We start from the raw sequence: 13,428 nt of genomic DNA on the forward strand, positions 1-13,428 counted from the left end.
TCTTAAATTATTTTCAATTTTAATATTTACTATTATATTAATTATTGTGTATCGAAAGAGTATTCCTTTATACCACTATTTATTAATTCTATCCTTTTTCTTTCTAGCTTTATTTCAAGTACACCATACTTTGAAAACAAATCATTTAATACTCCAAAATTTAAAAGTCCACAGTAATATACATTCAAAAGTAACGTTTCAAAATGATATAAAACAATTCAATCAAATTATTAAAGGACAATTTCGATATAAACATAATCTTTATCACTTTACTTTTAAAAGTCCACAATTGAGAGCTAAAGATTTAAAAAATCGAGAATGTAAAATTAATGGAAATATCACAAATAGTATTCAAAATGAAGTCTATGTTTATATCAATCAAATAGATAATAAATATTGTACTAAGGTTAATCATATAAGTTTTATAGATAAACACCTAAATTATATTCAAAACAAGTTATATCATTCTTCGTTAAAATATCCAGAGAGAGTATTAGCTTTAATTACTGGGGATACTGGTGCAATTGATACAGATTACTTAGATAAAGTTAAAGCTATAGGTATTTATCATTTACTTGCTGTCAGTGGATCACATGTTGCTACCATTATTTTTATCATTCAATATAGTCTGGTCAGGTTTAATATTCCAAAATTATTTATACGAGTTTTTATTATTATAATACTAATACTATTTATTTTTTATACAAATTTTGCACCGAGTGCTTTAAGAGCAGTTTTAACCGCTATTACTTTTTTTATTATCCCTAAGGCTTTTAAAATTTCGTCTATAAGTGTATTATCTTTAGTCTTTTTATTGATGACAATTTGGAATATGAATTTTGCTTATGATATTGGATTTCAATTTTCTTTCATCATTTCTTTTTTTATACTACTTTCTAAGCCACTATTTAATAATCAATCAATTTTAAAGAATTATATTTATATAACAATTATCGCTCAATTTTCATCCATGATTATTAGTATTTACCATTTTAATCAGTTTCAATGGATTGGTTTTATTTCTAATGTAATATTTGTCCCATTATATTCTTTCATTATTTTTCCACTTTCTATTGTTTTATTTATTTTCTATCATTTCTTTAGTGACTTGCGATATATAAATATGGTTGCAAATCAATTATTTGAACTGCACGATAGAATAATGCAACCGTTCATTTTATTTAGAAATTACCAAATAAATATCGCTGATCAATCAAATTTAAGTCTACTATACTGTTTCATTTTATTAACTCTACTAACTACATTTATATGTTATAAAAATTATAGAGTATTCTTAATTATAATTATCTTATTTATAATATTTTTAAGATTCACTAATCAACCATTAGCGACGACGTTTACTGCTTTAAACGTTGGCCAAGGTGATAGTTTTCTTTTTCAAACAAAAAATAATGAAACTGTGATGGTAGATACTGGTGGTAAAGTAGTTCAAACGAAGATTAAAGATAATCATAATATTGCGAAATATCATATTATTCCTACTTTAAAATCTAGAGGAATATCAAAAATTGATCACTTAATTCTTACCCATCCACATAATGATCATATCGGCGAATTTCCTTATTTAGCACAAAATATAAGAATCAAAAATTTATATTTATATATAAAAAGTTATTCTATAGAACAAATTAAAACTATACATACAACTTGTAGTATATATCATATAAAAGTTATTGATGTTTCAGAGACTAATAAAATTCAGTTGAAAGAAGCTAAAATATCATTTTTAAATGCTTTTATTGATTCCAATGAAGACAAAAATGCACAAAGTATAATCTCATTAATAGAGTACAAAAATTACAAATTATTATTGATGGGCGACGCAATTGAAGAAAATGAAAATTTATTATTAAAGAAATATCATTTACCGTTAATTGATGTTCTAAAAGTTGGACACCATGGCAGTAAAACAAGTAGTTCAAAACATTTGTTAGAAATCATACAACCTAAAATAAGTATTATTTCAAGTGGAAAAAATAATACTTTTCATTTGCCTAATAATGAAACGATAGATAAATTAGAGAAAATTAATTCTCATATCTACAATACTCAGACTGATGGAGATATTACTTTAAATCTCGATAATCAACTTATATCATCCTTTAATAAAAGTTAATGATAGAGAATAATAATTACACAATGCTATAATAACTTAATGGTAGAATTTTGAAAGGGTGCAAGTTTACATGGCTAATAATATAATGGCTATATACGGAGAAGTGCCAGAACTAGTGGAGAAAAAAAGTAATGAAATCGTAGAAAGTTACTTAAATGAAAAAAAAGACGATTTTAACTATGTTAAATATAATCTTTATGATACAAGTTTTAATCAGATTATGGAAGAAGCATTAACGATGCCTTTTATTTCAGAGAAAAAAGCTATCGTTGTTAAAAATGCTTTTATCTTTACAGGTGAGAAAGTTTCAAAAGATATCCAACCAAACAACGAACAAGTGAACGAATTTTTAGAAAAATATGATGGAGAAAATTTTATCATTTTTGAAGTGTATCAAAATAAATTAGATGAAAGAAAGAAAATTACTAAAACTTTAAAAAAGACAAGCAAGCTAACTAAAGTTGAACAGATGTCTGAACAAGAGATTAAAAAATGGATAAAAAATAAACTTCATGAAAATTTTAAAGATATTAAACAGGATGCATTAGATTTATTTATAGAATTAACTGGTATTAACTTTAATATAGTTTCGCAAGAATTAGAAAAAATCATTTTATTCTTAGGAGAGCGACCAACTATAAATAAAAAAGATGTTGAAGAGATTATTAATAGAAGTTTAGAACAAAATGTTTTTCTTTTAACTGAATATATACAAAAAGGAGAAAAATATAAAGCCATTCAACTTATTAAAGATTTAATAGTAATGAAGGAAGAACCTATTAAACTATTAGCATTAATAACAAGTAATTATCGATTATATTATCAATGTAAAATTTTAAGTCGAAAAGGATATAGCGGACAACAAATTGCTAAAACAATTAATGTGCACCCATATCGAGTTAAATTGGCTTTAAATCAAGTAAAACATTATCAATTAACTCATTTGCTAAATATTATTGATCAATGTGCAGAAACTGATTATAAGTTAAAATCCTCATATATGGATAAACAACTGATTTTAGAATTATTTATTCTTTCTTTATAAATAAAAAAAGTTCAAGCTAATCGCTTGAACTTTTTAAATGATTATTTGCTTGAAGACATTAATTGAGATTTAATGCGGTCAGCTTTATTTGAATGAATTAAGTTACTGTGTGCAGCTTTATCAACTGATTTAATTGCGAAGTTAACTAATTCAGCTTTATTATCAGCATTATTTTCAATTGCTGATTTAGCATTTTTCACTGCAGTACGCATAGCGTTTTTTTGTGAAATATTACGTTCTTCAGCAGTTTCAGTTGTTCTTACACGTTTAATAGCAGATTTAATATTTGGCATTACTGTCACCTCCTAAAAGTGATCTAAGCATATCAAATTTTATTTTGATTACAACAAGAAATATTTTATCAAAACATGAATATTTGTGCAATCATTTATTAACATTAAACCTATTTATTTACAAAAAGAACGATATTAACTATTGGAAACCTTTATACAACACTTTATAATTGTTATGTAGTTTAAGAAAAATCTTAAAATTAAAAGTAAATAAAGAATCTTCACATGATGATTCTTTTCTCTTAAATTTGCAAATAATGATTAAAAACGATATTATGTCAAAGATGTATACACATACGGGTAAATTTACGAAAGCGAGAATGATAAGTTATGGATATGCAAGAACGCTATAACCGAAGAGACAATATAAGAAACTTTTCTATAATTGCTCATATTGATCATGGTAAATCAACGTTAGCAGATAGAATATTAGAAAATACTAAATCTGTAGAAACTAGAGAAATGCAAAATCAATTGCTTGATTCAATGGATCTTGAAAGAGAGCGCGGTATTACAATTAAATTAAATGCTGTTAGATTAAAATATGAATCTAAAGATGGACAGACTTATACGTTTCATTTGATCGATACTCCAGGGCACGTCGATTTCTCATATGAAGTTTCTCGTTCATTAGCTGCATGTGAAGGCGCTATTTTAGTAGTTGATGCTGCACAAGGCATTGAGGCTCAAACTCTTGCTAATGTTTACTTAGCACTAGATAATGATTTAGAACTCTTACCGGTAGTAAATAAAATAGATCTACCCGCAGCTGAACCAGAAAGAGTAAAACAAGAATTAGAAGACGTTATTGGTTTAGATAAAGATGAAGTTGTGTTAGCAAGTGCTAAATCAAATATTGGTATTGATGAAATCTTAGAAAAAATTGTTGAAGTTGTTCCTCCACCAGAAGGAGATCCTAGTGCACCGCTTAAAGCTCTTATTTTTGATTCAGAGTACGATCCTTATCGAGGTGTTATTTCTTCTATTCGTGTAATGGAAGGCGTTGTAAAAGCTGGAGATCGTATCAAAATGATGGCAACAGGAAAAGAGTTTGAAGTTACTGAAGTTGGGATTAATACTCCTAAACAACTACCAATTGAAGAACTTACAGTAGGCGATGTTGGATATATTATTGCAAGTATTAAAAATGTCGACGATTCACGTGTTGGGGATACTATCACTCATGTAGATAGACCAGCAGATGCTCCGTTAAAAGGGTATAAAAAGATGAATCCAATGGTTTATTGTGGATTGTTCCCAATTGATAATAAAGATTATAACGATTTAAGAGAAGCTCTTGAAAAACTTCAATTAAATGATGCATCATTAGAATTTGAACCAGAATCATCACAAGCGTTGGGATTTGGATTTAGAACAGGATTCTTAGGTATGCTACATATGGAAATTATTCAAGAGAGAATTGAACGAGAGTTTGGAATAGAATTAATTGCCACTGCACCTTCAGTTATATATAAATGCGAAATGAATGATGGTTCAGAAGTTATAGTTGATAATCCATCTCAAATGCCTGAACGTGATAGAATTAAAGCGATTTATGAACCATATGTAAAAGCAACAATGATGGTTCCAAATGACTATGTAGGAGCAGTTATGGAACTGTGTCAACGTAAACGTGGCCAATTTATAAACATGGATTACTTAGATGATATCCGTGTAAATATCGTTTATGAAATTCCATTGTCAGAAGTTGTATTTGATTTCTTTGACCAATTAAAATCTAATACGAAAGGCTATGCTTCATTTGATTATGAATTTATCGAAAATAAAGAAAGTAATTTAGTTAAAATGGATATTTTATTAAATGGTGACAAAGTAGATGCACTTAGTTTTATCGTTCACAGAGATTTTGCGTATGAACGAGGTAAAGCTCTTGTTGAAAAGTTAAAAACACTTATTCCTAGACAACAATTCGAAGTTCCGGTTCAAGCTGCAATAGGTCAAAAAATCGTAGCCCGAACTAATATTAAATCTATGGGTAAAAATGTGTTATCTAAGTGTTATGGTGGAGATATCAGCCGTAAACGTAAATTACTTGAAAAACAAAAAGCTGGTAAAGCAAAAATGAAAGCTGTTGGTAACGTAGAAATACCACAAGATGCTTTCTTAGCTGTTCTTAAAATGGATGATGAATAAATTATTAATGCGAGGCTGGAACCTACAATCATGTGTTCCAACCTCGTTTGTGTTTTAAAAACTTAAAATTGAGGGTGTAACTATGTCAATAAAAAGTGCGTATATTCATATACCTTTTTGCGTTAGGATTTGTACATATTGTGATTTTAATAAGTACTTTATTAACAAACAACCAGTAGATGAATATATTTCTGCATTAATTAAAGAAATGAAAACAAGTGAAATTAGAAATCTTGAAACAATGTACGTTGGAGGAGGTACTCCTACAGCTTTAAATCTCAAGCAACTTGAAACACTTTTAAAAGCAATACAGTCAACTTTTTCAATTAAAGGTGAATATACATTTGAAGCAAACCCCGATGAATTAACTTTAGATAAAGTGAAATTACTGCACTCATATGGTGTAAATAGAATTTCTATGGGTGTACAAACATTTAAACCAGAATTACTAAAAATTCTAGGTAGAACACATAAAACTCAAGATATATATAATGCTGTAGATTATGCCAGAAAAGCAAATATTGAATCGATTAGTTTAGACCTAATGTATCATTTACCAACTCAAACATTAGACGATTTTTCAGATAGTCTTAATAGAGCAATACAAATGGATATAGATCATATTTCAAGTTATGGATTAATTTTAGAACCTAAAACTCAATTTTATAATATGTATCGAAAAGGCAAATTAAAATTGCCAAACGAAGATCTAGGAGCTGAAATGTACCAATATTTAATGAATGTTTTAGGAGAAACCTCATTTAAACAGTATGAAATCTCAAATTTCGCCAAGTCTCATCATGAATCAAGACATAATAAGACTTACTGGCTAAATGAAGAATATTATGGTTTTGGAGCAGGCGCAAGTGGATATGTAAATGGAGAACGCTATTCGAATCTCAATCCTGTTAATCATTACATCAATGCTATTAATAATCATCAACGTCCTATTTTAACTTCCAATTTCCCTACTCAATCAGAAAGAATGGAAGAAGAAATGTTTTTAGGATTAAGAATGAATAAAGGTGTCGATAAAGTTAAATTTCTTTCAAAATTTGGTACCTCAATGGATAAAGTGTTTGGTGAGACAATAAATAATCTGAAAAAGAAAAATTTACTTTATGAAAGAGATAACCATATTTCATTGACAAACAGGGGAAAAATCATTGGAAATGAAGTTTTTGAAGCATTTCTATTAAATTAATAAATTTTTTTGAAAAATAAGAGCTTTAACGTTGACTTACTTTGACCAATTTGTTAAATTATAATTAGCACTTGAGACAAAGGAGTGCTAATGAGGTGAAGACATGATTACAAATAGACAATTAAGCATTTTAAATGCAATTGTTGAAGATTATGTTGATTTAGGACAACCGATAGGTTCTAAAACCTTAATTGATAGACATAACTTAAATGTAAGCCCAGCTACTATTAGAAACGAAATGAAGTATTTGGAAGAGTTGAATTTTTTAGAAAAAATTCATTCATCTTCAGGGCGTGCACCTTCTGAACAAGGTTTTAGATTATACGTCAATCAATTGTTAAAACAAACATCTCATCAAAAACAAAATAAAGTTCAACGTTTAAATCAACTTTTGATTGAGAATCATTATGATATTTCTTCAGCCCTTAGTTATTTTGCTGATGAATTATCAATAAAATCTCAATATGCAACGTTGGTTGTTCGACCTAATCACAAAACAGATATTATAAATAATGTTCATTTGATTCGTGCAAATTCGTCTATAATTATAATGGTCATCATCTATAATTCTGGACATGTAGAACATTTACATTTAAGTGAATCAATGGAGTTTGACGATGATAGGTTAACAAGGATTTCAAATTTTTTGACTGATAATTATTATAAAAGTCAATTTGATTTTAATAAGAAGTTAAAACAATTTACAAATTCTATTGCGGAACAATCCTTTATAAATGAATTAACTATCATGCTAACTTCTCATCTCCATAAACAAAGTAATAGCATTTTTATGGGTGGAAAGGTTAAACTTATTGATGCACTGAACGAAACCAATGTTTCTTCTATTCAGCCAATCTTACAATATCTAGAATCAGAAAAAATTATCGAGTTACTAGAAAATATTTCTACTTCTGAAATTAATGTTAAAATTGGCCACGAAATAGATAAAGGGTTAAGTGATATTTCAATTATAACGAGCCAGTACCATTTTGATGATGCACTAAAAGGACAAATTGCGGTTATCGGACCAACTGCGATGCATTATCAAAATGTGATTCAATTACTTAATCAAATATGGTGAATCTAATTGTAATTATATTGGAGGGCATAAAATGACAGAAAAAGACGAATCAGTGAAAAATAACACTGAACATACTGAAGAAAATGAAACCGTTAAAAACGAAGCGTCGTCTTTAAATGATGTAGAAAATAATCCTTCTGAAGAAGAATTAAATAATGAATCTACATCTGAACATGATAATGAAGATAAAAATGATCAATCTAAAGACGAAGAGATTCAACAATTACAATTAAAAGCAAATGAAAATGAAGAAAAATATTTAAGATTATATGCTGAATTCGAAAATTATAAGCGTCGAATTCGAAATGAAAATGAAACGAATAAAAAATATCAAGCTCAACACGTGCTTACTGATATTTTACCTACTATCGATAACATTGAACGTGCACTGCAAATTGAGGGTGATGATGAATCATTTAAATCTCTCAAAAAAGGCGTTCAAATGATTCATGAAAGCTTATTAAGAGCATTAAAAGACAATGGCTTAGAAGAAATTGAATCTGAAGGTCAAGAATTCGATCCAAACTTCCATCAAGCTGTTGTTCAAGATGACAATCCTGATTTTAATTCTGGTGAAATCACTCAAGAATTACAAAAAGGGTATAAATTAAAAGATAGAGTTTTAAGACCATCTATGGTCAAAGTTAATCAATAAGATTTAAATTTGAAAAATTTTTAAAATTGGAGGAATTTTATTATGAGTAAAGTAATAGGTATTGACTTAGGTACTACAAATTCTTGCGTATCTGTATTAGAAGGAGACGAACCTAAAGTAATTCAAAATCCTGAAGGTGCTAGAACAACTCCATCAGTTGTGGCATTTAAAAATGGTGAAACTCAAGTAGGTGAAGTTGCTAAACGTCAAGCAATTACAAACCCAAATACTGTACAATCAATTAAACGTCATATGGGTACAGATTATAAAGTAGATATTGATGGCAAATCATATACACCACAAGAACTTTCAGCAATGATTTTACAAAATTTAAAAAACACTGCTGAAAGTTATTTAGGAGATAAAGTGGATAAAGCAGTAATCACTGTGCCTGCTTATTTCAATGATGCTGAACGTCAAGCTACTAAAGATGCTGGTAAAATTGCTGGTTTAGAAGTAGAACGTATCATTAACGAACCAACAGCTGCAGCATTAGCTTATGGTTTAGATAAAACTGAACAAGATCAAAAAGTCTTAGTATTTGACTTAGGTGGCGGTACTTTCGACGTTTCTATTCTTGAATTAGGCGATGGCGTATTCGAAGTATTATCAACTGCAGGGGATAACAAACTTGGAGGGGACGACTTTGACCAAGTAATCATCGACTATTTAGTATCAGAATTCAAAAAAGAAAATGGTGTTGACTTATCACAAGATAAAATGGCGTTACAACGTCTTAAAGACGCTGCAGAAAAAGCTAAAAAAGATTTATCTGGTGTATCTCAAACACAAATCTCATTACCATTCATTTCAGCTGGAGAAAATGGTCCATTACACTTAGAAATCAACTTAACTCGTTCTAAATTTGAAGAATTAGCTGATTCATTAATCAGAAGAACAATGGAACCAACTCGTCAAGCACTTAAAGATGCTGGCTTATCTACTTCTGAAATTGATGAAGTTATCCTAGTTGGTGGTTCAACTCGTATTCCTGCAGTACAAGAAGCAGTTAAAAAAGAAATTGGTAAAGAACCTCATAAAGGTGTAAACCCAGATGAAGTTGTTGCAATGGGTGCTGCTATCCAAGGTGGCGTAATTACTGGTGATGTTAAAGACGTTGTATTATTAGACGTAACTCCATTATCATTAGGTATCGAAATTATGGGTGGTCGTATGAATACGTTAATTGAACGTAATACAACAATTCCAACATCAAAATCTCAAGTATATTCAACAGCAGCTGACAATCAACCAGCAGTAGACATTCACGTATTACAAGGTGAACGTCCAATGGCTTCAGATAATAAAACATTAGGTAGATTCCAATTAACTGATATTCCACCAGCTCCACGTGGTGTACCTCAAATTGAAGTAACATTTGATATTGATAAAAATGGTATCGTAAACGTTACTGCAAAAGACTTAGGTACAAATAAAGAACAAAATATTACTATTCAATCAAGTTCTGCATTATCTGATGAAGAAATTGATCGTATGGTTAAAGATGCTGAAGAAAATGCTGAAGCAGATAAACAACGTCGTGAAGAAGTAGACTTAAGAAACGAAGCAGATAGCTTAGTATTCCAAGTTGAAAAAACAATTAAAGACTTAGGTGAAAATATCAGTGAAGAAGACAAATCAAATGCTGAAAGCAAAAAAGATGCACTTAAATCAGCATTAGAAGGTCAAGATTTAGATGATATTAAAGCTAAAAAAGAAGAATTAGAACAAGTAATTCAAGAATTATCTGCTAAAGTATATCAACAAGCTCAACAAGCTCAACAACAAGCACAAGACAATTCACAACAATCAAATGATAGCAATGTTGAAGACGCTGAGTTCAAAGAAGTTAAAGACGACGAAGATAAAAAATAAAGCTAATCGTTTATAACGTTTACTATGTAAACATTTATAAATGTAAGCCAAAAAGTCAAAGTCAATTGAACATTGGCTTTGACTTTTTCTTTTATAATTAAGATACTTGAGTATGTGTTTAAATTATAAAAATTTAGAAAAGGAGAGATACTTGTGGCTAAAAGAGATTATTATGAAGTTCTTGGCGTAAGTAAAGATGCTTCAAAAGATGAAATTAAAAAAGCATACCGTAAATTATCAAAAAAATATCATCCGGACATCAATAAAGAAGAAGGCGCTGATGAAAAGTTCAAAGAAATTTCTGAAGCATACGAAGTTCTAAGTGATGACAATAAACGTGCAAATTATGACCAATTTGGACATAGCGGTGCCCAAGGTGGATTTGGCAGTCAAGGATTTGGTGGACAAGACTTCAGTGGCTTCGGTGGAGGCTTTGAAGACATATTTAGCTCATTCTTTGGTGGTTCACGTCAAAGAGATCCAAATGCACCTAGAAAAGGTGACGACTTACAATACACTATGACTTTAGAATTCGATGAAGCTGTTTTTGGTACTAAAAAAGAAATTTCTATTCGAAAAGATGTTACGTGTCATACATGTCATGGTGATGGCGCTAAACCAGGTACAAGTAAAAAAACATGTAGCTATTGTCATGGTTCAGGACATGTATCTGTTGAACAAAATACAATTTTAGGACGCGTAAGAACTGAACAAACTTGTCCTAAGTGTGAGGGTAGTGGTCAAGAATTTGAAGAACCATGTCCAACTTGTCATGGTAAAGGGACTGAAAATAAAACAGTAAAATTAGAAGTAACTGTACCTGAAGGTGTAGACAATGAACAACAAATCCGTCTTGCTGGTGAAGGTGCACCTGGTGAAAATGGCGGTCCACATGGTGATCTTTATGTAGTATTCCGCGTTAAACCTTCTGATAAATTTAGAAGAGATGGCGATGATTTATTCTATGAACTTAATATTAGCTTCCCACAAGCATCACTTGGCGATGAAATCAAAGTACCAACTCTAAACAGTAACGTTATGCTTACAATTCCTGCTGGTACTCAAAATGGTAAACAATTCCGTCTTAAAGAGAAAGGCGTTAAAAATGTTCATGGATATGGCCATGGTGATTTATTTGTTAATATAAAAGTTGTTACACCAAATAAACTAACTGATAGACAAAAAGAATTAATGAGAGAATTTGCGGAAATTAGTGGTGAAAATCCGGAAGAACAACCTGCTAATTTTAAAGACAAAGCTCGTAAATTCTTTAGAGGTGAATAGTCATGAACTGGACAGAATTTGCAGTCACTGTAAATCATGAAGTTGAATCTTTAGTCACTAACATATTAGAAAACTATGGTTCAAATGGAGTAGTTATAGAAGATTCCAATGATTTAATTAATCAACCTACTGATAAATTTGGTGAAATCTACGAATTAAAAAAAGAAGATTACCCTGAGCAAGGTGTGAGATTAAAAGCATACTTTAATGAGTTGAAATATAACACTCAATTTAAAAATAAATTAGAAAATGAAATATTAAATTTGGATCTTATAGATGATTCAGTAGTTGAGTTTTCAGCAAAGACTATTGCTGAAGTAGATTGGGCTAATGAATGGAAAAATTATTTTCATCCTTTCAGAGCTTCTAAGAGATTTACGATTGTTCCAAGTTGGGAAGACTATTCAAAAGAATCAGAAGATGAATTATGTATAGAATTAGATCCTGGAATGGCTTTTGGTACTGGAGATCATCCAACAACAAGTATGTGTCTAAAAGCGATTGAAACTTATGTAACACCCGATTCCTCAGTCATTGATGTAGGTACAGGTTCTGGTATATTAAGTATCGCTAGTCACTTAATAGGTGTTAAACGAATTAAAGCCTTAGATATAGACGAAATGGCTGTTGGTGTGGCTAAGGAGAATTTTAGAAAAAATCATTGTGAAAATGATATTGAAGCCATTCCCGGTAATCTATTAAAAGAAGAAAATGAAAAATTTGATGTAGTTATCGCAAATATTTTAGCTCATATTATTGATGAAATGATTGAAGATGCTTATAATACACTAAATGAAGATGGTTATTTTATAACTTCAGGTATTATAGAAGAAAAGCATGAAGATATACTGTCGCATATGAAGCGTGTTGGATTTAATATTGTATCAATCAATCATGACAATGGATGGGTTTGCATTGTTGGTCAGAAAGTGAGTGAATAATTTGCAACGATACTTTATCAATCAAAACGCTGATTCTCATCAGCGTTTTTTTATTACCAATGAAGAAGATATACATCATATCAAAAATGTAATGAGAAATACCGTTGGTAACAAAATTATAATTAATTTTAATGATAAAAAAGTATTTATTAGTGAAATCACAAATATAAATTCTAATCAAATTGAAGTTTTACCAATAAACCAATTAGATATTGACACTGAATTACCAGTTGATGTAACGATTTGTAGTGGTTTAATAAAAGCTGATAAATATGAATGGTTGCTTCAAAAAAGTACAGAATTAGGTGCCAATCATTTTATTTCAGTGGGTATGGATCGATCTGTAGTTAAATTACAAGAGAACAAGGTACAAAAGAAAATAGATAGATGGCAAAAGATTGTAAAAGAAGCTGCTGAACAAAGTTATAGACTTGTTATTCCAGATGTTAAATTTCAGTCGAATTTAAAAGTAATTTATGATACCATAAATAATTATGACTATGTGTTAATAGCATATGAAGACGAAGCCAAGCATGGCGAAAAAAGTCGATTTAAAAATATTTTAAACAACTTTCAAACGAATGATCGTGTGTTAATCATATTTGGACCTGAAGGTGGTTTTTCTGATAAGGAAATCGATCTCTTTAGGGAGGTAAGCTTAAACGTTGGTTTAGGTCCTAGAATATTAAGAGCAGAAACTGCGCCACTATATGCACTTAGTGCTATAAGTTTTGAGAAAGAATTGATGGGGTGAATTAA

At 29.8% G+C, this 13,428-nt stretch carries 11 protein-coding genes; 10 read left to right on the top strand and 1 reads right to left on the bottom strand.

The features are described 5' to 3' along the window. Positions 1–130: 130 nt before the first annotated feature. Together HMPREF2881_RS05250 and holA are read left to right on the top strand one after the other, a co-directional pair. A complete protein-coding gene (locus HMPREF2881_RS05250; protein WP_227967713.1) occupies positions 131–2,137 on the top strand; it encodes a DNA internalization-related competence protein ComEC/Rec2 in 2,007 nt (668 codons plus the stop codon). 70 nt (positions 2,138–2,207) lie between these two features. Then, entirely contained in the window at positions 2,208–3,182 is a 975-nt protein-coding gene (gene holA / locus HMPREF2881_RS05255) for a DNA polymerase III subunit delta (RefSeq protein ID WP_002449817.1), read from the top strand. 41 nt (positions 3,183–3,223) lie between these two features. On the opposite strand, the gene rpsT is transcribed toward holA, so the two are convergent. Continuing rightward, entirely contained in the window at positions 3,224–3,475 is a 252-nt protein-coding gene (rpsT, locus tag HMPREF2881_RS05260; RefSeq protein WP_002449701.1) for a 30S ribosomal protein S20, read from the bottom strand. A gap of 330 nt (positions 3,476–3,805) precedes the next feature. Between rpsT and lepA the strand changes: the two genes are divergently transcribed. The 8 genes from lepA (at position 3,806) to HMPREF2881_RS05300 (ending at position 13,423) form a co-directional block, all read left to right on the top strand. Further along, positions 3,806–5,629 (top strand): translation elongation factor 4, encoded by a 1,824-nt coding sequence (gene lepA, locus HMPREF2881_RS05265; protein ID WP_002455271.1) that lies wholly within the window; start codon positions 3,806–3,808, stop codon positions 5,627–5,629. Between the two features lie 82 nt (positions 5,630–5,711). Continuing rightward, positions 5,712–6,833 carry a radical SAM family heme chaperone HemW gene (hemW, locus tag HMPREF2881_RS05270; protein WP_002449698.1) on the top strand — a complete coding sequence of 374 codons (1,122 nt, stop codon included), beginning with the start codon at positions 5,712–5,714 and terminating at the stop codon, positions 6,831–6,833. A 103-nt stretch (positions 6,834–6,936) separates the two neighbouring features. Beyond that, entirely contained in the window at positions 6,937–7,914 is a 978-nt protein-coding gene (hrcA, locus tag HMPREF2881_RS05275) for a heat-inducible transcriptional repressor HrcA (RefSeq protein WP_002455272.1), read from the top strand. Positions 7,915–7,945: 31 nt separating this feature from the next. Beyond that, on the top strand, positions 7,946–8,569 hold the full coding sequence (gene grpE, locus HMPREF2881_RS05280; protein WP_002449765.1) for a nucleotide exchange factor GrpE: 624 nt from the start codon (positions 7,946–7,948) through the stop codon (positions 8,567–8,569). A gap of 42 nt (positions 8,570–8,611) precedes the next feature. Next, on the top strand, positions 8,612–10,444 hold the full coding sequence (gene dnaK, locus HMPREF2881_RS05285) for a molecular chaperone DnaK (protein ID WP_002488544.1): 1,833 nt from the start codon (positions 8,612–8,614) through the stop codon (positions 10,442–10,444). A gap of 153 nt (positions 10,445–10,597) precedes the next feature. After that, positions 10,598–11,728: a molecular chaperone DnaJ gene (dnaJ, locus tag HMPREF2881_RS05290; RefSeq protein WP_002455274.1), complete on the top strand. Its 1,131-nt coding sequence runs from the start codon at positions 10,598–10,600 to the stop codon at positions 11,726–11,728. Positions 11,729–11,730: 2 nt separating this feature from the next. Then, the gene (gene prmA / locus HMPREF2881_RS05295; RefSeq protein WP_002449831.1) at positions 11,731–12,669 is read left to right on the top strand and encodes a 50S ribosomal protein L11 methyltransferase; all 939 of its coding nucleotides are present in this window, start codon (positions 11,731–11,733) and stop codon (positions 12,667–12,669) included. 1 nt (position 12,670) lies between these two features. Beyond that, complete coding sequence (locus HMPREF2881_RS05300) at positions 12,671–13,423, top strand: 16S rRNA (uracil(1498)-N(3))-methyltransferase (RefSeq protein WP_002449761.1); 753 nt, start codon at positions 12,671–12,673, stop codon at positions 13,421–13,423. Positions 13,424–13,428 lie beyond the last annotated feature (5 nt).

The sequence above is a fragment of the Staphylococcus sp. HMSC057A08 genome (assembly GCF_001812925.1).
Classification (GTDB): domain Bacteria; phylum Bacillota; class Bacilli; order Staphylococcales; family Staphylococcaceae; genus Staphylococcus; species Staphylococcus hominis.